Genomic DNA, 21994 nt, shown 5'->3' with positions numbered 1-21994 from the left:
CGCTTTGATTTTGACAAATCAACGCGATGATTACCGCATCCGTTGTGCGCAAATCGTAGCCACCTTCTTTTATTGCCCGGTGATTACTCCCACAAAGACGCCTCGATCAGCGCCCGGTGCGCCGACACCCCGGCCATGACACCCGCTACGCTGGCGAGGGTGGCATTGTGCATTGGGCTCGCGGCATCGCCGGCGGCAAAGACACCGGGCATGCTGGTGCGGCCCATTTCGGCCCTGATGTGGAACCCTTGAGGACTTTCCTCCAGCTCCAACCCGAGTTGGCTGGCGAGCGGGGAAGCGATGGCAACCTGGGACTGGGCGAAGAGGGCGTGCACCTCGACCATGCGTCCATCGGCGAGGCGGACACCCTGCAGGCCCTGCCCCTCTCCCAGCAGTTCGACGACACGTTCGGTTTCCATTGAAACGCCCCGTGCCGAGAGCATCGCGGAGAGCTCCTCATCGAATGTCACGCCCGGCTCGACAAACATGGTGGTCTTGCCACAATCGGGCAGAAGTCCGCCCTGGTGTGCGGCAAGCGGCGAGGAGGCGAGGATACCGATCGGGCCGCCGCCGATCTCAAAGCCGTGGCAATAGGGGCAATGCAGCACGCTCCTGCCCCAGCGTTCGGCAAGGCCCGGTATCGCCGGCAGCGTATCCTCGACGCCAAGGGCAAGGATCAGGACAGTGCTTTCGGCGGTGCCATGCTCGGCCAGCTCGAGATGGAAGCCGCCGATGCGGCGCTCGGCCATTAGCGCCTCGTCCTCCCACAGCGTCAAGGTCGGATAACGGCCGAGCTGGGCCAGCGCATCCGCACGGATATCGGCCGGGCGGCGATTGTCCTGGCCGAGAAAGCCATGCGCGGTCGCGGCGAAACGATTGCGCGGACGACCGGCGTCGACCATCAGCACATGTTTTCGGGCGCGCACGAGCTGCATGGCAGCCGACAGGCCGGCGAAGCTTCCACCGACGACGATCGCATCAAATTTCATGATCAGGCTCCTTTCTCACGTATCTTTTCAAGTCACGTACTTTCATAAGTTACAGAAGCGGCGCCCGTCAAGTGATGTAACTCCGCTTGTTGCATAAGGCACTTTGCGCTAACGGATACATCCAAGCCCAGAAGGATACGCCGATGCGAGGTGACACACGGCTGTCGCGCATGCTGCATGTATTGATCCATCTCGACCGCCATGCCGACAGCATGACGTCCGAGATGATCGCCAAAATACTCAACACCAATCCCGTCGTCGTGCGCCGGACGATGGCGGGCCTGCGCGAGCGCGGATACGTGCAGTCGGAAAAGGGCCATGGCGGCGGCTGGCGGCTGGCCAAACCGCTGGCCGATATCACCCTGCTTGACGTCTATGACGCGCTGGAGCGGCCGGAGCTCTTCTGTCTGGTCACATCTTCCGACCATGCCGGTTGCCTGGTCGAGATCGCGGTCAACGAAGCGCTGGAGGACGCCAGGCGCGCGGCAGAAGAATTGCTGCTTTCGCGCTTCTCGACGATCCGCCTGTCGGACATCGCCGACAGTTTCGAGAATAAACTTTCCCTGCTCGGGCTGGACACCGGTTTGTCAGGCTCCGGGCTGTGATTTAGCGTCGCCAAGGCTTTCCCAGGCGGGACGTGACACCTCCTGATCGCGAGTGGACACTTCAAATTCAACAGGTCAGCGCTATGAAACTGGCGCCTGCTGTGCGAAAATTGATGTAACCAATCCTTGCGGGACCCCCGAGATGAGCGAAGCGCGCACTGCCCCGATCGTCAGAATGGCCGAACTGGAGATCGAGGCGGACCAGTTGGAGGCCTATCGCCTGCTGCTGGCCGAGGAGATCGAGGCTTCCGTCACCATGGAAGCGGGCGTGCTCATGCTGAATGCGGTCGCTCTCAGGGATGAACCGAACCAGATCCGCATCCTCGAAGTCTATGCCAGCCAAAGGGACTACGAGGCCCATCTGCAAACGCCGCATTTTCTCAAATACAAAAGCCTGACGTCCGGCATGGTCAAAGCCCTGCGGCTGATCGATGTCGATCCGCTCCTCATGCGCAGCAAGATGGACTAGACGATGAACTGGGACGATGTGCGGATATTCCTGGCGGTTGCGCGTACCGGCCAGATCCTTGGCGCATCACGGCGCCTCGGCCTGAACCATGCGACCCTGTCGCGGCGGCTGACGTCGCTTGAGGAAGCGTTGAAGACGCGGCTGTTCATCCGCCGTACCAATGGCTGCGAGCTGACCGCCGAGGGTGAGGCATTTCTCGCTTCCGCCGAGCGCATGGAAACCGAGATGCTGGAGGCTCAGGCCCGCCTGGGGCGGACCGATACGCAGGTGGCGGGCACCGTGCGCATCGGCGCGCCTGATGGTTTCGGCGTGTTCTTCCTCGCCTCACGGCTCGGCGCCCTGATCGAGCGACATCCGGAACTGAAGATCCAGCTCGTGCCGGTGCCACGCTCTTTTTCGCTGTCACAGCGCGAGGCGGACATCGCGGTGACACTGGAGCGTCCCGACCAGGGGCGGCTCGTCTCGTCCAAGCTCGTCGACTACACGCTTGGGCTCTATGCCGCGAAATCATATGCCGAGGCGCACGGACTGCCGGCGACGCCGGAGGCGCTGAAGACCCATCGCCGCGTCGGCTATGTGGAGGACCTGATCTTCACGCCGTCGCTCAATTTCACCGGCGAAGTGATGCGCGACTGGAATGCCGGCTTCGAAATCTCCTCGGCGATCGGCCAGACGGAAGCGGTGCTGGCCGGAGCCGGCATCGGCATCCTGCACAGCTATATCGCGCGCCAACATAAAAGCCTCGTGCGGGTCATGCCCGATGTCACGATCCGGCGCGCCTACTGGACGACTTTCCACGAAAGCGCGCGCGAACTGGTGCGTGTGCGCGCCGTGGTGCAGTTCCTGCAGGAAGCCGTCGAGGCGGACCGGGCGATTTTCAGCTGAGGCCGGCTCAGCGGCAGGCGAGAACGGCCACCTCCGGGGTGACGAGGCCGCCGAAATAGACCGCATCCGGCTTCGGCTCTATCGTCGTCGTGCAGCGCCCGTCATCGCCGCGCAGGATCAGCGGCCGATCCGGCGCGAAGCGGAAGGCGAGCGTCAGGTCGCGGTCGCGCAGCATCAGTTCCAGCCGTGTGCCACCTTCCAGCCGAGCGGGATCGTGCAGGGCAAAGGCGAGATTGAGGACGATATGCCCCGCCTCCATCGTCACATGGCGCGCGCTTGGCGCAGCCAGCCGAACAGGCCTTCCCGCGACCGTGATTTCGGTGAAGAAGCCACGGCCTTGCAGGTTGGCGGCGATCTCGGTTGCCAGGCGTTCCGCCTCCTCAGGGCCGAGCGCGCCATCGCGATCGGCATCGACGCGTTGCAGAAGCCGGGCGCTGGTCAGTGCATCAAAGGCGAGCCGCTCTGCCATGCCGGTCAGCTGGCCGGCATGAAAGTCGAACAGGAAGCGCGCCGTCACCGCCATATCGGGATGGGCAAACGCCGGCGCGGCAAACAGCAGGCTCGCGGCGAAAACAAACCGGGTGAACAGCGGGCGATATCCTGTCGCGCGTCTCATCGCCCGGCTCCGGCCTTGTCGAGCGCCGGGAGAAGCGGCTCGAAGCCTGCGAACGCGCCCTCGCCGCCGAGCGCGGCAAAGGGTGGCGGCGTCAGGCTCTTGTCCTGGGCCGCCAGATAGGCGCCACCATAAAGCAGGCCGATGGCGATCATCCAGCTGGCGAGGATGCGGCTGCCGATCGACAGCCAGGGCGGGTCGAACCGCATGACCGGCAGCGCGATGACGGCGACGAACCAGAGCTGGGCCAGAAGGGCCTGAGCGAGATAATGCGGCGCATACAGCGTCGGATCGCCCAGCCGCGTCGCGATGGCGATCGCCGCTGCGACCAGCGGGACCAGCGGCAGGCCGACATAAGGCCTCGCGGGGCGCGGCAGAACCAGGGCCAAGCCAGTCAGCACGCAGGCGAGCGGGCCGGTGAGGAAAAGGTTGGCGGCGGCGGCGGGGATCGGCGCCAGCAGCAGATAAACGTGTTCGCGCAGCAGCAGTCCCAGCACGGCCCCCGCGACCAGCAACAGGGCTGCCGCCAGTCGTGCCGGCTGCGGCAACTGGCCGATCAACAGGCCGAGCCCGAACAGCGGCAGGAGACGCTCGGCCGAGCACAGGTCGAGCAGCAGCCAGCGGTGGCCGGCGGCCAGATCAAGCACCAGCAAAACCAGCAGACATACGCCACCGGCGGCCAGCAGTATCCATCCGGATTTTCGCATCACCGCACTCACGGGACCGACCGGCCGCAGCCGCGCCAGAAGCCATCCGGACCAACCGGGGCGGGCCGCATCAGGCGACGAGGAAATACAGGCCACCAAGGCCGATCAACCCGCCGAGCGCGCGCGACAGATTGCCCTCACGCCATCGCTGGAAGGCGAGGCCCACGGCAATGCCGGCGAGATGGATGAGGCCGGTCGCGACGACAAAGCCGATGGCATAGTCGGCCGGATCGGCAGCACCCGGCAATTCGGCACCATGGGCATAACCATGGAAGACCGCAAAGACGCCGATGACCAGAAGCGCAAGAATTTCCGGCGGGCGCCAGACAAGGGCAATGGCTGCGCCGAGAACGACGATCGACAGCGCAATGCCGCTTTCGACGCCCGGCAGCGGGAGACCGGCGATGCCCATGATGCCGCCGACGACCATGATCAGCGGAAAGGCGATCGGCAGGCTCCAGACCGCGCGGCCACCCATCTGCGCGCCCCAGAGACCGACGCAGAACATGGCGAGCAGATGGTCGAGACCCGAGAGCGGATGTTCGAAACCATGCAGGAAGCCACCGGCCTCGCCGGTCAGGATATGCGCTTCTGCAAGCCCCGGCATGGCGGCAAGCGCTGCTGCGGCGACAAGGACGGGCAGGCGGGAGTGAAGGCGGGAGCGGGACAGAATGCGCGGCATGATGGTCTCCGGATTTGGCAGGCGTTCGCGGTCGACGGGCGGATCAGGCACCCTTTCAGGCACCCGCTCTGGTGCCCGAAGGTGCTTGGTCAGGCGACCGGTCAGCAGGCAGACATTGGCAGTTCGTATCTAGGCGCGCAGTATCCCGGCAGTCCAGTCCTGCATGCCGGGAGAGCCAGAACGACAGCTTTGCGGCAAAAGCAGGATGACCGGCCGAGCCGCATGCTTTGCCACGACTATAACCGAATCGCCGATGACTGTAGAGCAAGGGCCGGATAAAAACCGTGCCGGCGCCTGCCGCCTTCGACCGGAGATCGTCATGAACCTCAAGCCTTGCCGCATCACACGCGCTTATCTCCGGACAGGCCTGCCGTCGGCACTCCTGCCGGCACTCCTGCTGGCCGCCCTGCCCTCGGTGGCCGAAGCGCATGTGATGGACGGGCCGCTGGGCGGCTTCGGCAGCGGCTTCGGGCATCCGCTGGCCGGCCCCGATCATTTCCTCGCCATGCTCGCCGTCGGGCTCTGGGGCGCGCAGATGGGCGGCCGCTCGGTGTGGTCGCTGCCGGCGACCTTTCCGCTGATCATGTGCATTGGCGGCGTACTCGGCATGCTTGGCCTCTTACCGACGGAGATCGTGCAGGTCGGGATTGCGGTCTCGGTGCTGGTGCTGGGCGCCGTCATTGCCGCGCAGTGGAAGGCGCCGGAATGGGCAGCCCTTGTGCTGGTCTCGGCCTTCGCCATCCTGCATGGCATACCGCATGGCGTGCTGGTGCCGCGCGCCACCGATCCTGCGGCATTTACCGTCGGCTTCGTCGTCTCGACCGGCGTCATCCATGTGCTCGGCATCGGCATCGGCTATGGCCTGAAGCCGCTGCTGGACGGCCGGCTGGTGCGCGGGCTCGGCGGCCTGATCGCCGCCTGCGGGCTTTGGTTTCTCCTCTCCGCCTTTGTCGCCTGATCCGCAGGCTTGCATCTGCGCGTAATTGCTGCGCTGCACCTGCGGGTTTCAGTTGACAAAACCGCCCGGAACCGCACAAACCACGGCTTCCGGATCATGTCGCAGCATACGGGCATGGCCGACAGCATTGTCGAATTATCCAGCACAGGCTCCCCATGACCACAGATACCGCATTGCTCGACTTCACGATCACGCCGAATGCCCATCCGATGGCGGAAGCCGACCGGCTGACGGCGTTTGAAAACCTCGGCTTCGGCACGCTGTTTACCGACCATATGACCGTGATCCAGTGGGACATCGACAAGGGCTGGCATTCGGCCGAGGTCAAGGCGCGCGCGCCCTTCCAGATCGACCCGGCGGCCAGCGTTCTGCACTATGCCCAGGAAATCTTCGAGGGCATGAAGGCCTATCGTACGCCGGACGGCCGCATCACGCTGTTTCGCCCGGAAGAAAACGCCCGCCGCTTCAACAAGTCGGCCGCGCGCATGGCGATGCCGGACGTGCCGGAGGAACTGTTCCTCAAGGCGGTCGAAGAGCTGGTGAAGATCGACGCCAAATGGGTGCCGGAGGGCGAAGGCAGCCTCTATCTGCGCCCATTCATGTTCGCCAGCGAGACCTTTCTCGGCGTGCGCCCGTCGCGCCAGTATATCTTCTGCGTCATCGCCTCGCCGGTCGGCCCCTATTTCAAGGGCGGCGGCAAGCCGGTCACGCTCTGGGTCTCGGAAGATTTTACCCGCGCAGGTCCCGGTGGCACGGGGGCTGCCAAATGCGGCGGCAACTATGCCGGCAGCCTGCTTGCCCAGGCCGAAGCCACCAAGCGCGGCTGCGACCAGGTCGTCTTCCTCGACGCGGCCGAGCATCGCTGGGTGGAAGAACTGGGCGGCATGAACGTGTTCTTCGTGATGAATGACGGCACGATCGTCACCCCGCCGCTCGCCGGCACGATCCTGCCGGGCATCACCCGCGCCTCGATCATCAAGCTCGCGACCGAAAACGGCCTCAATGTCGTCGAGCGGCCCTATTCCTTCGAGGAATGGCAGAATGACGCGACCAGCGGCAAGCTGCGGGAGGCCTTTGCCTGCGGCACCGCCGCCGTCGTTGCCGCCATCGGCACCGTGCGCCATGCCGGCGGCGAATTTGTCATCGGCAATGCCGGCACCGGCATGGAAACCGAAAAGCTGCGCAACCAGCTGACCGGCATCCAGCGCGGCACGGTCGCCGACAGCCATGGCTGGGTGAAGGACGTCACGCTGGCGTAAGCGGCGGGCGGGATTGGGAATGAAGGGAGCCCCGTCATGGTAACATGGCGGGGTTTTTTCGTTTGTTTGCCATAAATGACAGGGCCCGGCAAAGCCGACGCGGTTCAATTGGCGCTTTGCCATCATAGCCGACGTCGACTGCAATGGGGATTGCCATATACCCCAGTCTCTACGGGCCAAGCGCGTTGCTAGAAATACTTCCTACTCCCGCTCAAAGTGTCCATTTCGCTTATGATCTTCGGTTCGGCATTGCGAACGGGCATACTGCCAAAAGTTGAGATGGGGCCGATTCGATGAAACAGCCAACGGATCCAAGCGGACCACTGTATGTCCAGCTGATGGAAGAAGTGAAAGTGCGGCTAACCAGCATTACCGCACTGACACAGGATCAGCGGGGTATCGCATCACCCCTGGTCCGAGAATTTTGCTTTCTTCAATTGAGGATGTTGTGCGAACTCATCGCGCTTGGATGTCTTGTGGCAAATGGTGACATCTTAGCAAGGAGTGCCAGAGACCTAGGCACAAAATATAAGCCCAAAGAAATGTTCGACGCTGTAGAAAAACTGCACCCTCGCTTTTATCCATCCCCAAGGACTCCGACTCGGACCGAAACGGGTTGGCACTTCAATGACTATAATCATCACTTTTTGTCGAGGGAGGAGCTTGTCTCCCTCTGGGGAAGGTGCGGCGACATTCTACACAAGGGAGGTTTGAAGAAAATCATCAACCGAAAGCCGCCAATTCAACGAAGTTTCCAAGACGTCAGCAGTTGGGTGCTAAAGATCCAAGGCCTTCTGAATGTCCATCAAATCGAACACGTGGGCCACAATTCCGGACTCATAATCTACATGAACTTCGGCGACGAAAATGGGGTGGTGACTGTCCACAGGTACGAAGCCATCACCGCTCTCTGAACCTAGTGTTTGCCAGAAATGATCTCGACTTGACAGAACCATCGGAAGACCAAAAATTCCGATCAAGCGCATCACTGTTGTCTGTCACCAGGTACTGCATTAACCGGGAATATCCGATAATATCCGGGAAAGAGTGAAAAAGGCTGGAATTACAAAGCCTTTGATGGGCCGGAGTGGGAGCCGGCGGGCGGTACGTTTGACACCGCAAAACCGCGACCGGCGCGCTCGACGACCGGAATAGCGCAAAATCAGCCCCGGCTTCAAGACCATCCTCAAAAACCGGTTAAGACCCTTTGAGGCGGCTTCAAATCATTGAAATATATAGAGGCGCATAATTCCGGCTGATCTGGGGAGCGGAGCATTGTCTGCCCCGATGTCGGCCAAAATCCAATTTCAGGTATTGTAATCTGGCAAAACCTCGGCCGCGGACCGCTGGAAAGCCCAGAAACACGGGGTTTTGGAGGCGCTCCAGAAGCATTTCAGCCCCTTCGAGGTTTTGCAGCACATCCGGCCAAAACGGGATTCGTTATTGGCTCGTTTACGGTGCGCTCTCTATAATCATGCTGGGCTTGAACACCCTGACTTCACATAGGCGCGCCGCCATAGCGGTGGCCGAACACATGCGCAGCTTGGCGGCTGGCGCATTCGCCGTGGCCTTTCGGCCGGGGGCGATGCGCTATGTCCAGGCTTCGGCTAAAGGCGCGTCGGCGTGTCTGTGAAGCGCGTGTTCAACCCCCGGCTCCGGCGCTGTCTTCCGGGATTCTCAGTATGGGCAGGATGGCGCAAATACCAGCCGTCATTATTCGCGTTTACCTTGCAGTGAAAACACTGCTTGTCTTCAGGTGGTGGCGTGCCCTAGCCTTAACAATTACTTACTGAGCATTTGAGGCAGTGTTGAATTGATCGCATAAACCCGTAGTCGCCCATCATTCGGAGGCCATCGCCTCTTTCCACATTTCGCTGATGCGCTTGACCTGGTCGATCCGACCGGGAGTGCCCGGCTCTGCACCAGATTCGCGGCCTTTCGAGCATGGTTCCACAATCATGAAGCCTCGCGTTTCCCGGTGCCTGGATCCATCTTTGCCTCACGGAGCCGCTTAGTGAGGCGCATCTGTAGCCACGGCAACATGGCAATGATTTCGTCGAGGTCGTTGATATCGTCGACCTTGCCGATCAGGTCGTTATAGAGCGCGACAGCTTCTCCTGCGATTTTCTCGCGAGGTAGCCGCACGTTAGCATCATCGTAAACGGTGGTGACGACACCCGCGATCTTGTCGATGACAGCTTCGTTGTAAGACGCAACCGCGCCTTCGAACATCTGACCTTCGCCAGTCAACAACCAATCCAAATTCACGTGATGCTCGCTACTGAGCCAGAGCATTAGTCTGGTCGGAAGTTCGGTCAAACCCTGCTCGTATTTTTCGAAGGTCTTCCTGGGCGCTCCAAAAGCTTCAGCGAATTGTTCTCTGTTTCGGAAACCGAGTTGGGTTCTGAGGGCAATGAGCCGCTGCCCAATCGGCTTTAGGTAGCTCTTATCTGCGCTCATGTGCAGCATACCCAAATAGTGGGTTTACAGGTACCCAAAATACGGGTACTCCTTTCTATGTTCATAGACCAAATCACCCATGAAAAGGGAGGCCGGCTAGGGCCTCCCCATTCACAACGAGGAATACCATGCACCATGACCGCACTGCGGACAAGGCAGCGAAACTGCGCCTTGACGAGATGATCCGTGTCAAGCGTCTCCTGTCCGAGACCGGCTTAACTCTGACCGGCATCGACAAGGAATACGGCCTTGCGCTCGGCACTTGCGGCAACACGCTGCAGCAGGCGAACCTTGCCGGCGAGCGGGCGATTGCCGCTGCTCTGCGCCGACGCCCCGAGCACCTATGGCGGAGCCGCTATCATCCCGATGGCCAGCGCCGCAGCCCGCAGCCGCCGGAGAACTATGCCCGTCCGCCGAGCATGCGGGCGCGGCGTCAAAAGCACGAAGGTGCAGCGCAGGAAGCTGCATGATGCGTGATGCTGGCCAGACCGCTGCTCTAGCCTGCCGCGACCTTCGTCGCAGGGACATTGTCCCCGGCTGTCAGACCCGATCGACCAGCACCACACCCCGACAATCCCGCATTTCCGGACCCTCGCCAATGACGAAAACGCGTGCCGAAATCGACAGTCGAAACCCCTTCATTCCGTCGTCCTCCCCCGTCTGCCGCGTGGCCGACCTGGTGCTTTTGTTCAGCGTAGCACTGGCCGGTCTCGTGGCAGCGGCGGTCGCCCTTTTCGTCCAGCTTTGAGAGACATTCATGCTCAATCCATATTCTGAGGAAGAGCGCCTGCAGGCGATGGTTTCAGCCTGCTACCGCGCCAGCCGCTCGCACTTCAATCACCTCGCCATTGCCCATGTTATCGACCCGCCCAGGGACATGTTCGACGCCAAGCTGGCGCGACAGATCGCGATCCATATCTTGTCGGTGGAATTCATCGTTCCGCGCCGTCGATTGGCGGCTCTCCTGTCGCTCGCCCGCTCGACCATCCTCGGCGCGGTCAACACCGTCGATGACCGGATGTATGACCCGGTTTTCGAGCGAGCCTACGGACGGATCGCGGCCCGTGCCAACGACCTGTTCATGGCGGCTTTGACCGAAGCTGCAGGGCTTGAGGACGCGGCATAATGGCTGAGTTCATCCGCGCCCCCATTGCCGACATCCATATCGGCGAACGGCTCCGGCCGATCGACAGCGACTACGTCGAGGCGATTGCTGCCTCGCTGTCCGAACGTGGCCAGATCAGCCCGATCATGATCCGCCGCACGCCGGCCAAGAACAAGGGCGCCACGCCCTTCACGCTGGTCGCTGGCGGCTATCGAACCACAGCCGCCAAGCTGCTCGGATGGAGCGAGATCGACGCCATCATCGTTGAGGCTGACGCCGTCGAGGCGCAGTTGCTGGAGATCTCCGAAAACCTCTACCGCAATGAGTTGAACCCGCTCGATCGCGCCATCTTCGTGATGAAGTACCGTGAGCTTTGGGAAGGCAAGCACGGCAAGATCGTGCCTGGCGGAGATCAGAAATCAAAGGACACCGAGTGCCCTTTGATCTTCGCGCCTGGTCGAGAGCTGTCCAAGCAGGTCCAGGAGCGGTTCGGTTTCGGTGAGACGACATACAAGAAAGTCGCCCGTATTGGGAAAAACCTGCACCCAACATTGCGTGCGGCCGTGCGCGGTACCGCCGCCGAGAATGATCAGTCCGCCCTTCTGAAGCTGGCCAAGTTGCCGGCTGACGATCAGGTGAAGGTCGCCGCAGCTCTCCGCGAAAACGGTGATTTGAAGCCGGTTTTAACGTGGCTCAAAGGCCCGAAGGCTGAGGTCGATCCGCAGGAGGAAATTTTCCGCAAGGTTAGCGCGCTGTTGGCCAAGGCCGAGGCGAGCACCTTGCGCCGTGTCCTCGACCATATCGGCACGCTGAGCGACTTCTCGTTTCTGGAGGCCGCAGAATGAAGCGCGATCCTGCACAGTTCGATTTCTTCGCGACCGCCGTTTTCCCATCGCGCACCGCCACCGACACACTCGACCTCGATCGCTTCCGGTCACGCCTCAAGCGCGAGATGGCGCGGGCTATCCGCGAATGCCCTTATGACCGGCCGACGATCGCCGCTCGAATGGCCCACTATCTCCGGCTCGACTCCATCTCGAAGGCCGCGCTCGATGCCTACACCGCCGAGAGCAAGGCGACCCACGACATCAGCCTGATCCGCTTCAAGGCTTTCGTCCGAGCCACCGGCGCGGTCTGGCTTTGGGACATCATCGTTTCCGACGACGGGCTTCTCCTTCTCGAAGGTGACGAAGCCCGTTTGGCAGAGATCGCCCGAGTCCAGCAGGAACAGCGCGTTCTGGCCGATCAGCTCAAGGTGCTGAAGGCCACGCCGGTCAACATCCGTCGCAATGGAGGCCGGTCTTGAAAGAGTGGTTCACAGTCGCTGATATGTTGGCAGCGAAGTTGCCGGAAATGCCCTTGGATGCACCGGGATATACCCGGCACATCGTTAAACACGGCTGGCGCGCCCATCCCGAAAAGATCCGCAAGCAGGAAGGCCGCGAAGGCGGCGGCGGCTTCGAATATCACTATTCGCTCCTGCCCTCGGTCGCCCGTCAGAAACTCGCGTTCCTGAACGCGCAGCTTCCCACCGGCCGCGCCGAGAAGACACGCCTGCTCTGGCAGAAGTTCGAAGCGCTGACGGACAAGCAGAAGTCGGTCTGCAAGGCCCGTCTGGCGATAATCGTCGATGTCGAGGAAATGAAGGTCTCCGGGATCAAGGCGCTCGACGCGATCAACCATTGCTGCCGCAAAGCCGATGTCAGCGTTCGCACCTATTACCATTGGGTGGCACTGCTGGAAGGCCATGCCCGCACCGACTGGCTGGCAGCACTGGCACCGTCGACTTCATCGATCGCCGATGGCGTCCAGCCTGACCTTGCGCCTGTCCACCAGGATGCCTGGGACGTTCTCGCCTCGGATTTCCTGCGGGCGGAAGGTCCGGCATTTTCGGCCTGCTACCGTCGCATGAAAGCCGTGGCCAAGAAGAAAGGCTGGGCACCGATTCCCGCAGAGCGCACCTTGCGCCGCCGCATGGATATTCTGGTCCCGAAGGCCGTCCAGATCCTCGCCCGCAAGGGCAAGGAAGACGCGAAGAAGTTGTTCCCGGCCCAGCGCCGTTCGGTCGCTCATCTGTTTGCCATGGAGATGGTCAACACAGACGGTCACAAGCTCGACCTGCATGTTTCCTTCCCCGGCCGCGACAAGCCCGGCCGCGTCTACCTGATGGCAACGCAGGACATCTATTCCCGCAAGATCCTGTCCTGGACCCTTGCCGAGGCTGAGACCTGGGAAGCCGTCCGCACCATCGTCGGCAACATGATCGAGACGCATGGCATCCCGGCGCGTCTCTACATGGACAACGGCAAAGCCTTTGCCTCGAAGAAGATCTCCGGCGGTGCCAAGCGCCGCAATCGCTTCAAGATCACAGAGGACGAAGTTGCCGGTCTGCTGCAAACGCTCGGCATCGAGGCCCGTTTCGTCAATCCATATTCCGGCCAGTCGAAGCCGATCGAGCGCGGCTGGGGCGACCTTGCCGAGAACATCTCAAAGCACCCGGCAATGGCTGGCTGCTACACCGGCCGCAGCACTCAGCACAAGCCGGAGAACTACGGCAAGAGTTCCGTGCCGCTCGCCGAGCTGGAGCAGCACGTCGCCGAGTGCATCGAAGAACATAACGCCCGTGAGGAGCGCAAGACCGAGACAGCTAAGGGCAAGAGCTTCGACCAGGTGTTCATCGCCAGCGTCGAGGATCCGGCCAACCAGCACATCCGTTATGCCAGCCCATCGCAGCGTTCGCTCTGGATGCTGACCGCCGAGACGATCACGGCCCGCAAGCCCGATGGTGCGATCCACCTCTTCGACAATCGCTACTGGAATAGCGCGCTTAATCAGTGGATCGGCAAGAAGCTCACCGTTCGGTTCGACCCTTCGAACCTGCACGGCTCGGTCAAGATCTACGACCCGCAGGGCCGTTTCCTCTGCGATGCCGATTGCATCGACAACAGTGGTTTCGACTGCGCCGCCGCTGCCCGCGATATCGCCCGCGCCCGCTCGACGAAGAAGAAGGACGACACGGCAGCGCTGAAGAGTGCAAGGCGTCTGTCCGATCTGCAGCTCAAGGATCTGATGAGCCGCAGCGACAAGGTCACGCAACCAAAGCCGGCACGTCCGACCGTGACCCGCCTGATCACCCGCACACCGGTTTCGACGAACCTTGCGCAGGTGCCTGCAGGCGAGATCGACGATCAGCAGTTTGAAGACAGTTTCAGCCGGGGCCTTGCACGCCTCGCCGGTGTCGATGCCGCCATTCTCAAATTCCCGAAAGGGGGATCGCCCGGCAGGTAGTGCGTCCGGGCGTCAATCACAGAGCCGACATGTACCGAGTACGGTTCCAAAAAAAAGGGCGGATCCAAAGACCCGCCCGACAATCAAAGCAAGGAACCTTTAGATGATTAAACCGAAAAGCACAATCCAGCCCTGGAGCTTCCCGACGGTCGCGGCCGATTTCGCCCAGCGTCACCCCGCGGACGATGTCGAATTGTGGCGCAAGCTGCTCACCCGCGTCATGGATGCCGCCCAGGCGAACGGCTGGAACAAGGCCGAGGTCGGTCGCCGCGCCGGCATCAAGGAAGGCACCTTCTCGCAATGGTCGAACGGCAACTATCCGGGCACGCTGGCCAACATCAACGAGCAGGTCAGCAATTGGCTGGAGGCGCTGGAAGAGAGTGCCAGCATTGCGGCAAGCATTCCCGTCTCGCCTATGTTCGTGAAAACCAATGTCGGGCAGGACATCTTCAACGTCCTGATGTTCACCCAGATGACCGCCGGCTTCACCGCCGTTACCCTGCCTTCCGGCTCTGGCAAGACGACGACGGCACGCCATTTCTGCAACACCCGCCCGCATGCCTGGCTGGCGACGATCAGCCCGAACACCAAGACGGTTCATGGCATGCTGGTCGAGCTGGCGGCAGAACTGGACATTCAGGAACACAACCCGACCCGCCTCGCCCGCGCCATCGGCCGCAGGTTGCAGCGCATCGGTGACGGCACGCTCCTCGTCATTGACGAAGCGCAGAACCTCGTTCCCGATGCCGTCAACCAGATCCGGCACTTTGTCGACATCTACAAATGCGGTGTGGCGCTCCTTGGCAACGAAGACACTGCCGTTTCCTTCATCAAGGACAAAGGCTCGGTCGCCAGCCGCGCCCAGGTCGCCACACGCTTCGATCGCCGGCTGAAGCGCGAGAAGGATCCTGTCCAGGACGCTGCCATGCTCATTCGCGCCTGGCACATCGAAGACAAGGATTGCGTCACCTTCCTGCATGGCATTGCGACCAAGCCCGGTGCACTTCGAAACATCGACCGCACGATCAAGGCAGCCATGATGGCCGCGCTCGGCAATGGCGAAGAGCTGAATATGAACTATCTGGTTGCCGCTTGGCGCAACCGCGACATGGGAGACATCCTATGAGCGCGGTTCCCCTCAGCGCCAGCCTTCAGGATATGCTGAACGACTTCGCCAGCGTCAAAGACAGCGCCGATGGCATCAGCATGGATCAGGATCAGGTCATCATCTTGGTGAAAAAGCTGACCGCCCTTCAGGCCCTGGCGACCAACCTCGAAATTGAAGTGCGGTGCCACCGTGACAACGAAGCCGGCCGTGGGGCCCGCACGTTCCTTGAAGAGGAATCAACCGGGCATCTGGCAGACATGCTGCCGGAAGTCGAAGGCAATGTGGTGCGGCCGACATTTGGAAAAGGGGATCGCGCATGAGTTGCGAACCTATCCCATCCACGATGCTCGCCGCAGTGCGCGCCGCTTTGAGTCGCTACGAAGCAAAAGGCGTCCTGTTGCAGCCACCGGAAGTCAGAGCTTTGCTCAGGAACCTCCGCACGATCGAGGAACTGACACGCAACCAGGAAGAGGAACTGGAGATCCGTGCCGAGATGCTGCGCATCAAGGCCGATCGTCCTGATCCAGCACCGCTAGCCTACACGGGTGTCATCATTCCGATGCCACGTCGCCGCCCAGCTCTTCGCGTGGCTGGCTCGCCAGATGGTGGTGACGCGGCATGACCGACGTTGCTGTCACCCTCTTCATCCCGATCGATGACATCGTCGATGCCCTGGAACCGCGCGTAGCTCTGGTGATGTCCCAGACACGAGCGGTCAGACCTCCCAAGCGTAAAGACCTGACTAAGGCATTGATCAATGCCTGCGGAGAACTGGCTGAGGCCTACACGCGCTACGAAAATGGCCTCGGCACTCGCGATGAACAGCCTGCACTCAAGAAAGTCCTGTTGGCTTCGACGCATGTTCGCCGAGCCTTCAAGGGCTGCAAAAATCAACTTTGAAGGAACAGAAAATGGAAGCTGTAATTCTGGAAAACCTGTCCGATGGCACCACGATGGTGAGCGGCAAACTCTGCATGACCGACGCCAAAGGTCACTTCGTCCCGGTCAACCTGATCAAGCCGGCCGACAAGCTGCAGGATGAAGTTGTTCGCAAGGTCATGGGCTACGCGGACGAAATTTCCGCGCAGATCGCCCGGTTCCGTGCCCACACGATGCAAGACCTCGACGGATACGATCAGCTCCTCGACCAGGAGTACGGTGTCAAGGTCGGCGGCAAGAAAGGCAACCGCACCTATCAGTCCTTCGACGGCCTGCTGCGCGTCCAGGTCTCGGTCAACGACTTCATCGACTTCGGCCCGCAGCTTCAGACCGCGAAGCTGCTGATTGACGAATATCTGAACGAATTGACGGCCGACAGCCCGGAGCAGATCCAGGCGCTGATCACCGAAGCCTTCAATACCGACAAGGCCGGCAAGATCGATGTTGCCGGCATCAAGAAGCTGAAGCGCCTGCAGATCGAGGATCCGCGCTGGAAAGACGCCATGCGGGCGATCGAGGATGCCGAGCGCGTCAACTATTCCAAACAGTATGTCCGGTTTTACCGTCGCGCCTCGATCGAAGATCAGTGGCAGGCGGTGACCGTCGATCTGGCGAAAGCGTGAGGGCGATGATGTACGAGACCCTCCACGACTGCGAAGCCCGCATCGCCGCCATGTATCCGATCCACGCAATGGGCGACATCGACAGCCCTCCAGACTGGCTTGAAGAATTCCTTGACGGTTGCGGACCTAAAGATCTTGCGGCGATCGTTGCCGCTTGCCCGGAATTGCTCTCTGTCGCCGAGCCGAACGATTTTGACCGGACTTCCGATATGGCGTCCGCCTTTGCAGAGCAGTGGACCCTTCACAGCCGGTCCGGATACATCGTCCGCGCCGAGATATGCGTGCGTCGATACATGGGCAAAACCTCATCCTTTTATAGCGGCTGGGGCATCGTCCAACTCTACTGGATTTACGTCGAGTCCGCTGATGAGGCGGTGGCGCGTGTCACTGAAATTGCCAACCAGCAGCATCAGACATCTGAAGCCAAGGCGGGTGAAGCATGACCCCGCAATCATCCTTCGCCGCACAGCGCGATAACATCGTTGACAGCCCGGCCTTCCAGGCAGCCTGCCAGCGGTACGCCAAGAGCAATGGCTCGTCCGAGGCAATCGCTATGGCGGTCCTGACTGCAATCGGCTTCCCCGATCTCTTCTGCGATGCGATGCGCTACCGTTGGATGCGGGACAACGGCGTCATCACACCCACTATGGAAGTGATCAATGGTGCCGATGTCGATGCGGCTGTAGATGCCGTTATGATCTGGGAGGAAAGGCCATGACCTCCTCCACCGCCGCAATCCACGTTGCCAAGAAGAACCTCGGCCTGAACGACGACACCTACCGAGCCAAGCTTCAGGTCATCACCGGCAAGACATCCACGAAGGAAATGACCGAGGCCGAGCGGCAGAAGGTCTTGACCGTTCTGCGCAACGACGGCTTCCAGACCGCACCCGGCAAGCCGTCCAAGGGTCTGACCGGCAAGTATGCCAAGAAGCTGCAGGCGCTCTGGATTGCCGGCTACAATCTCGGCCTCGTCCGCGATCGGCGCGACACGGCGCTGCTCGCCTTCGTCAAGCGCCAGACCGGTGTCGATCACACCCGCTTTCTCCACCAGCCCGAAGACGGCCGCGCCGCGATCGAGGCGCTGAAGGCTTGGCTGCACCGGGATGCGCGCGTGAGCTTCGGCAACAACAATGGTTGGGACTGGATGCAGCGCGACGGCGCGAAGATCGCCTGGGCGCAGTGGAAGCTGTTGAACCCGACCGTCAGTTTCATGGTTCGCAAGGGCTTCGATGAGGAGGTCTCGCGCATCCTCGGCCTTGAGAACGGTTTGCTGTCCGCCGTCACCGATCGCCAATGGCAGTCCGTGATGAACGCTCTGGGCGAAAAGGTCCGGGCGCGAAAGGAAGGTGCCTGATGTCCGAACAGAGTGGAAATAATGACATCACCCGGCCGATCGTCGGCATCGAAAACAGAACTGCTCAGGAAGTGTTCGACATCATGGTTGATCGCATCCGACGCACCCCAGCGCCCTCACCACATGTGTTGGGGCTGGAAGCGATCATGGATGACGTCTGGAATGCTGCCGTCGAGCAGGCAGCGGTCATTGCCAAGGACTGTGTTCATCTGACCCCCGAACCTGACGCGGCGATCAGGGTCATGTTGAACGGACGTGCTAAACTTCACCCTGCGAGCCAAGCCGCCCTCGCCACCACGGAGGGCCAGCCATGAGCAAGATCACACTTCGCGAAGCTGCCCAAGACCTTCTTGACGCCCACCGTCGCGGACCACACGTCTCCGAAAGGGCTGACCTTTGGCGCATACTCAAGGCCGTGCTGGCTGAAAAGCCGGAAGGCTCAAATGCACCTGTTATCGCTGGTGTCACCGTTGATGTTCTGCTCGACCAATGCGAGCGATTGGCGGAGCCGATCCGCGCCAACACCAAATCTTTCCAGTATGCCAGCGCACTGGATAACTGTGTCGCCGTCATCAAGGCCTTGAGGGACATGGACCCATCGCCCCAAACGAGGGGGGATGTTTGATGCACAATGCCAACGTCATGAACGAGCGGCACCAAGCCGCCGACTCCCTCGACTATTTCCCAACGCCGCCATGGGCAACACGCGCCGTGCTGCACGAGCTGCTGAAGCGGTTGCGGCTGTCCCAGCCTCTCGACCAGTGCATCGTGCGTGACCCTTGCGTCGGCGGCGGTCACATGCTGCCGCCTCTCCGGGACGTGTTCAAGAGGGTCGATTTTTCCGATGTCTTCGATTGGGGCATCAACCCGCCGATACGCGATTTTACCTTCGATTCGATTGCGGCGCTGAAAGCCGATGGCGAAGACCGACCGGATTGGATCTTCTGCAACCCGCCTTTCAATATTGCTCTGACTTTCTTCGAGTGCGCCTTGAAGATCGCCCGGTATGGCTTCGCCTTCCTCGTCCGCAGTTCGTGGCTCTCTGGTCAGGAACGATACCACGTTGTTTTCAGCCACCATCCGCCGACGTTCGTGGTTCACTTCGCCGAGCGAGTGGCAATGATCGAGCGCGCGTGGGATCCGGAAGCGTCGAGCGCCACCGATTATGTTTGGATCATCTGGATCCAAGGTTGGGTGCCGCAGCCACCAGTCTGGCTTCGCCCAGGCATGCAGGACAAATACACGCGCGCATCTGACATGGCTCTGGCATCGCCTGGGGAGGCCAAGCGCCGCCTCAAGAAAAAGAAGGAAGAGGAAGCAGCTAGACGAGCTGCAGAGAAGGCGGTGGCGTGATGGTTGCCTACGGCTTCAAAAAGTACTTCGCCCCTCAGATCGAAGAGCTGACCAAGACCCACACCATTCGTGGCCACCGTCGCCGCCACGCCCATGTCGGCGAGCCGGTTCAGCTCTTCACCGGCATGCGCACCCGCCATTGCCGCAAGATCATGGCCGACCCGACCTGCATCGCCGTGCTGCCGATCATCATCATGTCCAGTGATCTGCTCGATGCCGGCATCGCCTACATCGAGGTGAACGGCCAGCCTCTGCACCGTGACGAGATCGAAGCCTTTGCCGTCTCGGATGGCTTCGATCCCGCGCGCCTGGCTGGCCTTGCGCCCCGATCGCTGATCGGTGCGACGGCTCGCGAAACCATGGGTCGCTTCTGGCGCTCCGAAAACCCCGGCTCCCGTTTCGAGGGTGTCATCATCCGATGGAAGGTTGACTGACATGGCCAGCACCCTGCCTCTTTTCGAGCATCCCCAACTCGCTGCCATCAAGGCCGAGCGCGAGCAGCTGCAGCGCAAGCTCGAAAGAGGCGGCTGCGATGCCCATAGCCGGATCCGTCGCGAACACAGACTTGCAATCCTGACGGCTCAACAGATGCAGATCGAACTGCGCCTGGGAATGGGGGCGTCGTCATGAGCAGCAAGTGGCCCGGCATCCTTAGCGATATCGTCGACATTGCAGGCACCAATGCCGCCTTTGCTATTGCCCAGAGCCATGGCGGCACACGCGTCTCCATTCCGCCTCGCGCCACGCCTGACCATTGGCTGACCATCCTTCTCGGTTTCGAGAAGGCTGATAAGATCTGCCAGGGATTGGCAACGCTGGATCCCGATGGAAAGCTTCGCGGCGTCCAGAATGAGATGATCCCTCGCGGGCCTGCCTCCATGCAAGCAGCCGCTCGCCGCGTGGCCCAGGACGCTCTCGACAACGGCACCAGCGCCCGCGAAACCGCGAGACTTGCAGGCTTGCACGAGCGCACTATTTGGCGCATGAAAGCAAAAGGCGATCCCGACCAGGGAAGTCTCTTCTAGACGGCTGACACCTGTCAGCCTCTGAATTCTCCACCAGATTGCATAGTCGCTCCAACCGGTGATCACCGGATCAGGAGCACGTCATGCGACCCATCAATGAAATCATTGTCCATTGCACCGCGACCCCGGAAGGTCGGCAGGTCACGGTTGCCGAGATCGATCGCTGGCACCGCGAGCGTGGTTGGTCGGGCATTGGCTACCATCGTGTCATCGGCCTGAATGGCGAGCGCTGGGCGGGCCGGCCGCTCGACAAGATCGGGGCGCATTGCGAGGGTCACAATGAACGATCCCTCGGCGTCGTCTACGCCGGAGGCGTTGCCCGCGACGGCAAAACCCCAAAGGATACGCGCAACGCAGCCCAGGCAAACGCGCTCCTGGTCGAACTGACGGAGCTGCGCGACCGTTTCGGCATCAAGAAGCTATCCGGCCACAACGAGTATGCTAACAAAGCATGCCCGAGCTTCGATGCTTCGAAGGCCTATGACTACCTCTTTGAAGGTCGTTCGAAGGGCTTTAATCCGATCCTCGACGCGGTTCTGAAGCGCGGCGACTTCGGTCCTGAAGTTGCCGACTGGAAAGACCGGCTGAAAGCTTGGCGCAGCACGGTGGGCATGGGGTCGCCGTTGATGACCGGCGACGTGTTCGACCACAATGCCGAACTCGAAACCATCCTTTTCCAGAAGACCCGCAAGATCGTGGCAGACGGCAAGGTCGGCCCGCAGACGCGGTCTGAGATGGATCTGGCACTCGCAGGCAAGCCGCCGTTCCAGGCGCTTGACCGATGATCAGACTGTTTGTGTCCTGCCTGATCGTCCTCACCGTCGTGTTCCTCTTTGCCTTCCTGGTCTTTGAGACCTGGGAGCCAAAGCCACCGCACCTGTTGTTCTATTCGGAAGCCGCGTTGGGCATCAGCAGCGGCGCGTTGCTGGCGCTGGTCGCGACGGAGGTGCCCGGTGAATAAGCCCTCCTATTCCACCTCACGGCTGTACATCTGGGCATCCTTTGTACTGGCTTGGACCGTCATCCTGGTGTTGGCGATCGGGGCCATGCGCGGCTCCGAGCAGGCGGTAGCATTCGGTGCCACGGCCGTGCCTTCCATGGTGATGCTGATTGCCTCGACCCTCGGCATCCACCGGTTTTCAGGATCGATGGATTTCAGGAACGCCGCCCTGGCGAAATCGACTGATCCGGAGGGCGGAGTATGAACCGGGCCTATCTGCTGATCGCGGGCGTGCTTGCCGCTGTCGTTGCCATTGCCGCTCTTGGTTTCGGCACAGTGTCGAAGATCGAAGGCATGGTGACCGATGCGACCACGCTCGCCCGCTCCGAGCGTGACCACTACTGGCGTGCCCAGGTCGAGACCCTGAATGCGCAGGCGCAGGCCAAGATCGCGACCAACCTCAGAGAAACCATGGCAGCGCAGAACGCAGCCCGCGACCAGATCGCGGACGCTGAAGCGCGTGCCGTTGAACTGGAGAAACAGAATGCGGCTTTGCCGAATAGCAGCGGTCCTGGCCGTGGTCTTGATCGCGAGCGGGTCCGCCTGCTCAACAAGCGATAGGGAGCCGAT

At 61.2% G+C, this 21994-nt stretch carries 35 protein-coding genes; 30 read left to right on the top strand and 5 right to left on the bottom strand.

What is annotated here, in order from left to right:
- Positions 1–83: 83 nt before the first annotated feature.
- Positions 84–989, bottom strand: coding sequence for an NAD(P)/FAD-dependent oxidoreductase (locus tag LQ231_RS06320; protein ID WP_230170704.1), 906 nt, complete (start codon positions 987–989; stop codon positions 84–86).
- Between the two features lie 143 nt (positions 990–1132).
- On the opposite strand from LQ231_RS06320, the gene LQ231_RS06315 reads away from it, so the two are divergent.
- The 3 genes from LQ231_RS06315 to LQ231_RS06305 all read left to right on the top strand — a co-directional run bounded on the left by LQ231_RS06315 (position 1133) and on the right by LQ231_RS06305 (position 2948).
- Positions 1133–1594: an Rrf2 family transcriptional regulator gene (locus LQ231_RS06315; protein ID WP_230170703.1), complete on the top strand. Its 462-nt coding sequence runs from the start codon at positions 1133–1135 to the stop codon at positions 1592–1594.
- A 142-nt stretch (positions 1595–1736) separates the two neighbouring features.
- Positions 1737–2063 carry an antibiotic biosynthesis monooxygenase family protein gene (locus tag LQ231_RS06310; protein WP_230170702.1) on the top strand — a complete coding sequence of 109 codons (327 nt, stop codon included), beginning with the start codon at positions 1737–1739 and terminating at the stop codon, positions 2061–2063.
- Positions 2064–2066: 3 nt separating this feature from the next.
- Positions 2067–2948 (top strand): LysR family transcriptional regulator, encoded by an 882-nt coding sequence (locus LQ231_RS06305; RefSeq protein WP_230170701.1) that lies wholly within the window; start codon positions 2067–2069, stop codon positions 2946–2948.
- A 7-nt stretch (positions 2949–2955) separates the two neighbouring features.
- On the opposite strand, the gene LQ231_RS06300 is transcribed toward LQ231_RS06305, so the two are convergent.
- From LQ231_RS06300 to LQ231_RS06290, 3 genes are all read right to left on the bottom strand, one after another.
- Positions 2956–3564 carry a DUF1007 family protein gene (locus tag LQ231_RS06300; RefSeq protein ID WP_230170700.1) on the bottom strand — a complete coding sequence of 203 codons (609 nt, stop codon included), beginning with the start codon at positions 3562–3564 and terminating at the stop codon, positions 2956–2958.
- Positions 3561–4268, bottom strand: a complete 708-nt coding sequence (locus LQ231_RS06295; protein WP_230170699.1) for a hypothetical protein — start codon at positions 4266–4268, stop codon at positions 3561–3563. Before LQ231_RS06295 ends, LQ231_RS06300 begins: the two co-directional genes overlap by 4 nt.
- A 70-nt stretch (positions 4269–4338) precedes the next feature.
- Positions 4339–4950, bottom strand: coding sequence for a HupE/UreJ family protein (locus tag LQ231_RS06290; RefSeq protein WP_230170698.1), 612 nt, complete (start codon positions 4948–4950; stop codon positions 4339–4341).
- Positions 4951–5269: 319 nt separating this feature from the next.
- On the opposite strand from LQ231_RS06290, the gene LQ231_RS06285 reads away from it, so the two are divergent.
- The 3 genes from LQ231_RS06285 (at position 5270) to LQ231_RS06275 (ending at position 8081) form a co-directional block, all read left to right on the top strand.
- Positions 5270–5908: a HupE/UreJ family protein gene (locus LQ231_RS06285; protein WP_230170697.1), complete on the top strand. Its 639-nt coding sequence runs from the start codon at positions 5270–5272 to the stop codon at positions 5906–5908.
- A 155-nt stretch (positions 5909–6063) separates the two neighbouring features.
- Positions 6064–7167: a branched-chain amino acid aminotransferase gene (locus LQ231_RS06280; protein WP_230170696.1), complete on the top strand. Its 1104-nt coding sequence runs from the start codon at positions 6064–6066 to the stop codon at positions 7165–7167.
- 293 nt (positions 7168–7460) lie between these two features.
- Complete coding sequence (locus LQ231_RS06275) at positions 7461–8081, top strand: hypothetical protein (RefSeq protein ID WP_230170695.1); 621 nt, start codon at positions 7461–7463, stop codon at positions 8079–8081.
- A gap of 1042 nt (positions 8082–9123) precedes the next feature.
- Here LQ231_RS06275 and LQ231_RS06270 read toward each other — a convergent pair.
- Entirely contained in the window at positions 9124–9627 is a 504-nt protein-coding gene (locus LQ231_RS06270) for a helix-turn-helix domain-containing protein (RefSeq protein ID WP_230170694.1), read from the bottom strand.
- Positions 9628–9755: 128 nt separating this feature from the next.
- Between LQ231_RS06270 and LQ231_RS06265 the strand changes: the two genes are divergently transcribed.
- From LQ231_RS06265 to LQ231_RS06150, 24 genes are all read left to right on the top strand, one after another.
- On the top strand, positions 9756–10097 hold the full coding sequence (locus tag LQ231_RS06265; RefSeq protein WP_230170693.1) for a helix-turn-helix domain-containing protein: 342 nt from the start codon (positions 9756–9758) through the stop codon (positions 10095–10097).
- A gap of 128 nt (positions 10098–10225) precedes the next feature.
- Positions 10226–10375, top strand: a complete 150-nt coding sequence (locus tag LQ231_RS06260) for a hypothetical protein (protein WP_230170692.1) — start codon at positions 10226–10228, stop codon at positions 10373–10375.
- Between the two features lie 9 nt (positions 10376–10384).
- A complete protein-coding gene (locus LQ231_RS06255) occupies positions 10385–10753 on the top strand; it encodes a hypothetical protein (protein WP_230170691.1) in 369 nt (122 codons plus the stop codon).
- Positions 10753–11577 carry a ParB N-terminal domain-containing protein gene (locus LQ231_RS06250; protein WP_230170690.1) on the top strand — a complete coding sequence of 275 codons (825 nt, stop codon included), beginning with the start codon at positions 10753–10755 and terminating at the stop codon, positions 11575–11577. The genes LQ231_RS06255 and LQ231_RS06250 overlap by 1 nt, the downstream gene beginning before the upstream one ends.
- On the top strand, positions 11574–12038 hold the full coding sequence (locus LQ231_RS06245; protein WP_230170689.1) for a hypothetical protein: 465 nt from the start codon (positions 11574–11576) through the stop codon (positions 12036–12038). The genes LQ231_RS06250 and LQ231_RS06245 overlap by 4 nt, the downstream gene beginning before the upstream one ends.
- On the top strand, positions 12035–14020 hold the full coding sequence (locus LQ231_RS06240; protein WP_230170688.1) for a transposase domain-containing protein: 1986 nt from the start codon (positions 12035–12037) through the stop codon (positions 14018–14020). Before LQ231_RS06245 ends, LQ231_RS06240 begins: the two co-directional genes overlap by 4 nt.
- A 103-nt stretch (positions 14021–14123) precedes the next feature.
- Positions 14124–15146 (top strand): AAA family ATPase, encoded by a 1023-nt coding sequence (locus LQ231_RS06235; RefSeq protein WP_230170687.1) that lies wholly within the window; start codon positions 14124–14126, stop codon positions 15144–15146.
- Between the two features lie 32 nt (positions 15147–15178).
- A complete protein-coding gene (locus LQ231_RS06230; RefSeq protein ID WP_230170686.1) occupies positions 15179–15448 on the top strand; it encodes a hypothetical protein in 270 nt (89 codons plus the stop codon).
- A complete protein-coding gene (locus tag LQ231_RS06225; protein ID WP_230170685.1) occupies positions 15445–15750 on the top strand; it encodes a hypothetical protein in 306 nt (101 codons plus the stop codon). The genes LQ231_RS06230 and LQ231_RS06225 overlap by 4 nt, the downstream gene beginning before the upstream one ends.
- A complete protein-coding gene (locus LQ231_RS06220) occupies positions 15747–16028 on the top strand; it encodes a hypothetical protein (protein WP_230170684.1) in 282 nt (93 codons plus the stop codon). Before LQ231_RS06225 ends, LQ231_RS06220 begins: the two co-directional genes overlap by 4 nt.
- An 11-nt stretch (positions 16029–16039) precedes the next feature.
- Complete coding sequence (locus LQ231_RS06215; RefSeq protein ID WP_230170683.1) at positions 16040–16690, top strand: DUF3164 family protein; 651 nt, start codon at positions 16040–16042, stop codon at positions 16688–16690.
- A gap of 5 nt (positions 16691–16695) precedes the next feature.
- Positions 16696–17133, top strand: coding sequence for a hypothetical protein (locus LQ231_RS06210; protein WP_230170682.1), 438 nt, complete (start codon positions 16696–16698; stop codon positions 17131–17133).
- Positions 17130–17408 carry a hypothetical protein gene (locus LQ231_RS06205; RefSeq protein WP_230170681.1) on the top strand — a complete coding sequence of 93 codons (279 nt, stop codon included), beginning with the start codon at positions 17130–17132 and terminating at the stop codon, positions 17406–17408. The genes LQ231_RS06210 and LQ231_RS06205 overlap by 4 nt, the downstream gene beginning before the upstream one ends.
- On the top strand, positions 17405–18046 hold the full coding sequence (locus tag LQ231_RS06200) for a regulatory protein GemA (protein WP_230170680.1): 642 nt from the start codon (positions 17405–17407) through the stop codon (positions 18044–18046). Before LQ231_RS06205 ends, LQ231_RS06200 begins: the two co-directional genes overlap by 4 nt.
- A complete protein-coding gene (locus LQ231_RS06195) occupies positions 18046–18360 on the top strand; it encodes a hypothetical protein (RefSeq protein WP_230170679.1) in 315 nt (104 codons plus the stop codon). Before LQ231_RS06200 ends, LQ231_RS06195 begins: the two co-directional genes overlap by 1 nt.
- Positions 18357–18671, top strand: coding sequence for a hypothetical protein (locus LQ231_RS06190; protein WP_230170678.1), 315 nt, complete (start codon positions 18357–18359; stop codon positions 18669–18671). Before LQ231_RS06195 ends, LQ231_RS06190 begins: the two co-directional genes overlap by 4 nt.
- Positions 18672–18757: 86 nt before the next feature.
- Entirely contained in the window at positions 18758–19399 is a 642-nt protein-coding gene (locus LQ231_RS06185; RefSeq protein WP_230170677.1) for an SAM-dependent DNA methyltransferase, read from the top strand.
- Positions 19399–19833, top strand: coding sequence for an ASCH domain-containing protein (locus LQ231_RS06180; RefSeq protein WP_230173251.1), 435 nt, complete (start codon positions 19399–19401; stop codon positions 19831–19833). The genes LQ231_RS06185 and LQ231_RS06180 overlap by 1 nt, the downstream gene beginning before the upstream one ends.
- Position 19834: 1 nt before the next feature.
- Positions 19835–20029 (top strand): hypothetical protein, encoded by a 195-nt coding sequence (locus tag LQ231_RS06175; RefSeq protein WP_230170676.1) that lies wholly within the window; start codon positions 19835–19837, stop codon positions 20027–20029.
- A complete protein-coding gene (locus LQ231_RS06170) occupies positions 20026–20424 on the top strand; it encodes a hypothetical protein (protein ID WP_230170675.1) in 399 nt (132 codons plus the stop codon). Before LQ231_RS06175 ends, LQ231_RS06170 begins: the two co-directional genes overlap by 4 nt.
- A gap of 83 nt (positions 20425–20507) precedes the next feature.
- The gene (locus tag LQ231_RS06165; protein ID WP_230170674.1) at positions 20508–21209 is read left to right on the top strand and encodes an N-acetylmuramoyl-L-alanine amidase; all 702 of its coding nucleotides are present in this window, start codon (positions 20508–20510) and stop codon (positions 21207–21209) included.
- A complete protein-coding gene (locus tag LQ231_RS06160; protein ID WP_230170673.1) occupies positions 21206–21385 on the top strand; it encodes a hypothetical protein in 180 nt (59 codons plus the stop codon). Before LQ231_RS06165 ends, LQ231_RS06160 begins: the two co-directional genes overlap by 4 nt.
- The gene (locus tag LQ231_RS06155; protein WP_230170672.1) at positions 21378–21629 is read left to right on the top strand and encodes an NAD(P)+ transhydrogenase beta chain; all 252 of its coding nucleotides are present in this window, start codon (positions 21378–21380) and stop codon (positions 21627–21629) included. The genes LQ231_RS06160 and LQ231_RS06155 overlap by 8 nt, the downstream gene beginning before the upstream one ends.
- On the top strand, positions 21626–21985 hold the full coding sequence (locus LQ231_RS06150) for a hypothetical protein (RefSeq protein WP_230170671.1): 360 nt from the start codon (positions 21626–21628) through the stop codon (positions 21983–21985). Before LQ231_RS06155 ends, LQ231_RS06150 begins: the two co-directional genes overlap by 4 nt.
- Positions 21986–21994 lie beyond the last annotated feature (9 nt).

The sequence above is a fragment of the Rhizobium sp. CECT 9324 genome, from assembly GCF_918741265.1.
Taxonomy (GTDB): Bacteria; Pseudomonadota; Alphaproteobacteria; order Rhizobiales; family Rhizobiaceae; genus Allorhizobium.
This window is presented reverse-complemented; position numbering and strand designations above follow the sequence as displayed.

Bases quoted from the DNA above. Each gene is read 5' to 3' on its own strand.
- LQ231_RS06230 (WP_230170686.1), top strand. From the start codon at position 15,179: ATGCTGAACGACTTCGCCAGCGTCAAAGACAGCGCCGATGGCATCAGC.
- LQ231_RS06245 (WP_230170689.1), top strand. From the start codon at position 11,574: ATGAAGCGCGATCCTGCACAGTTCGATTTCTTCGCGACCGCCGTTTTC.
- LQ231_RS06190 (WP_230170678.1), top strand. From the start codon at position 18,357: ATGAGCAAGATCACACTTCGCGAAGCTGCCCAAGACCTTCTTGACGCC.
- LQ231_RS06250 (WP_230170690.1), top strand. From the start codon at position 10,753: ATGGCTGAGTTCATCCGCGCCCCCATTGCCGACATCCATATCGGCGAA.
- LQ231_RS06310 (WP_230170702.1), top strand. From the start codon at position 1,737: ATGAGCGAAGCGCGCACTGCCCCGATCGTCAGAATGGCCGAACTGGAG.
- LQ231_RS06225 (WP_230170685.1), top strand. From the start codon at position 15,445: ATGAGTTGCGAACCTATCCCATCCACGATGCTCGCCGCAGTGCGCGCC.
- LQ231_RS06195 (WP_230170679.1), top strand. From the start codon at position 18,046: ATGTCCGAACAGAGTGGAAATAATGACATCACCCGGCCGATCGTCGGC.
- LQ231_RS06260 (WP_230170692.1), top strand. From the start codon at position 10,226: ATGACGAAAACGCGTGCCGAAATCGACAGTCGAAACCCCTTCATTCCG.
- LQ231_RS06305 (WP_230170701.1), top strand. From the start codon at position 2,067: ATGAACTGGGACGATGTGCGGATATTCCTGGCGGTTGCGCGTACCGGC.
- LQ231_RS06320 (WP_230170704.1), bottom strand. From the start codon at position 989: ATGAAATTTGATGCGATCGTCGTCGGTGGAAGCTTCGCCGGCCTGTCG.
- LQ231_RS06205 (WP_230170681.1), top strand. From the start codon at position 17,130: ATGACCCCGCAATCATCCTTCGCCGCACAGCGCGATAACATCGTTGAC.
- LQ231_RS06290 (WP_230170698.1), bottom strand. From the start codon at position 4,950: ATGCCGCGCATTCTGTCCCGCTCCCGCCTTCACTCCCGCCTGCCCGTC.
- LQ231_RS06235 (WP_230170687.1), top strand. From the start codon at position 14,124: ATGATTAAACCGAAAAGCACAATCCAGCCCTGGAGCTTCCCGACGGTC.
- LQ231_RS06165 (WP_230170674.1), top strand. From the start codon at position 20,508: ATGCGACCCATCAATGAAATCATTGTCCATTGCACCGCGACCCCGGAA.
- LQ231_RS06220 (WP_230170684.1), top strand. From the start codon at position 15,747: ATGACCGACGTTGCTGTCACCCTCTTCATCCCGATCGATGACATCGTC.
- LQ231_RS06300 (WP_230170700.1), bottom strand. From the start codon at position 3,564: ATGAGACGCGCGACAGGATATCGCCCGCTGTTCACCCGGTTTGTTTTC.
- LQ231_RS06285 (WP_230170697.1), top strand. From the start codon at position 5,270: ATGAACCTCAAGCCTTGCCGCATCACACGCGCTTATCTCCGGACAGGC.
- LQ231_RS06315 (WP_230170703.1), top strand. From the start codon at position 1,133: ATGCGAGGTGACACACGGCTGTCGCGCATGCTGCATGTATTGATCCAT.
- LQ231_RS06210 (WP_230170682.1), top strand. From the start codon at position 16,696: ATGATGTACGAGACCCTCCACGACTGCGAAGCCCGCATCGCCGCCATG.
- LQ231_RS06270 (WP_230170694.1), bottom strand. From the start codon at position 9,627: ATGAGCGCAGATAAGAGCTACCTAAAGCCGATTGGGCAGCGGCTCATT.
- LQ231_RS06275 (WP_230170695.1), top strand. From the start codon at position 7,461: ATGAAACAGCCAACGGATCCAAGCGGACCACTGTATGTCCAGCTGATG.
- LQ231_RS06295 (WP_230170699.1), bottom strand. From the start codon at position 4,268: ATGCGAAAATCCGGATGGATACTGCTGGCCGCCGGTGGCGTATGTCTG.
- LQ231_RS06280 (WP_230170696.1), top strand. From the start codon at position 6,064: ATGACCACAGATACCGCATTGCTCGACTTCACGATCACGCCGAATGCC.
- LQ231_RS06150 (WP_230170671.1), top strand. From the start codon at position 21,626: ATGAACCGGGCCTATCTGCTGATCGCGGGCGTGCTTGCCGCTGTCGTT.
- LQ231_RS06180 (WP_230173251.1), top strand. From the start codon at position 19,399: ATGGTTGCCTACGGCTTCAAAAAGTACTTCGCCCCTCAGATCGAAGAG.
- LQ231_RS06160 (WP_230170673.1), top strand. From the start codon at position 21,206: ATGATCAGACTGTTTGTGTCCTGCCTGATCGTCCTCACCGTCGTGTTC.
- LQ231_RS06255 (WP_230170691.1), top strand. From the start codon at position 10,385: ATGCTCAATCCATATTCTGAGGAAGAGCGCCTGCAGGCGATGGTTTCA.
- LQ231_RS06215 (WP_230170683.1), top strand. From the start codon at position 16,040: ATGGAAGCTGTAATTCTGGAAAACCTGTCCGATGGCACCACGATGGTG.
- LQ231_RS06170 (WP_230170675.1), top strand. From the start codon at position 20,026: ATGAGCAGCAAGTGGCCCGGCATCCTTAGCGATATCGTCGACATTGCA.
- LQ231_RS06175 (WP_230170676.1), top strand. From the start codon at position 19,835: ATGGCCAGCACCCTGCCTCTTTTCGAGCATCCCCAACTCGCTGCCATC.
- LQ231_RS06265 (WP_230170693.1), top strand. From the start codon at position 9,756: ATGCACCATGACCGCACTGCGGACAAGGCAGCGAAACTGCGCCTTGAC.
- LQ231_RS06200 (WP_230170680.1), top strand. From the start codon at position 17,405: ATGACCTCCTCCACCGCCGCAATCCACGTTGCCAAGAAGAACCTCGGC.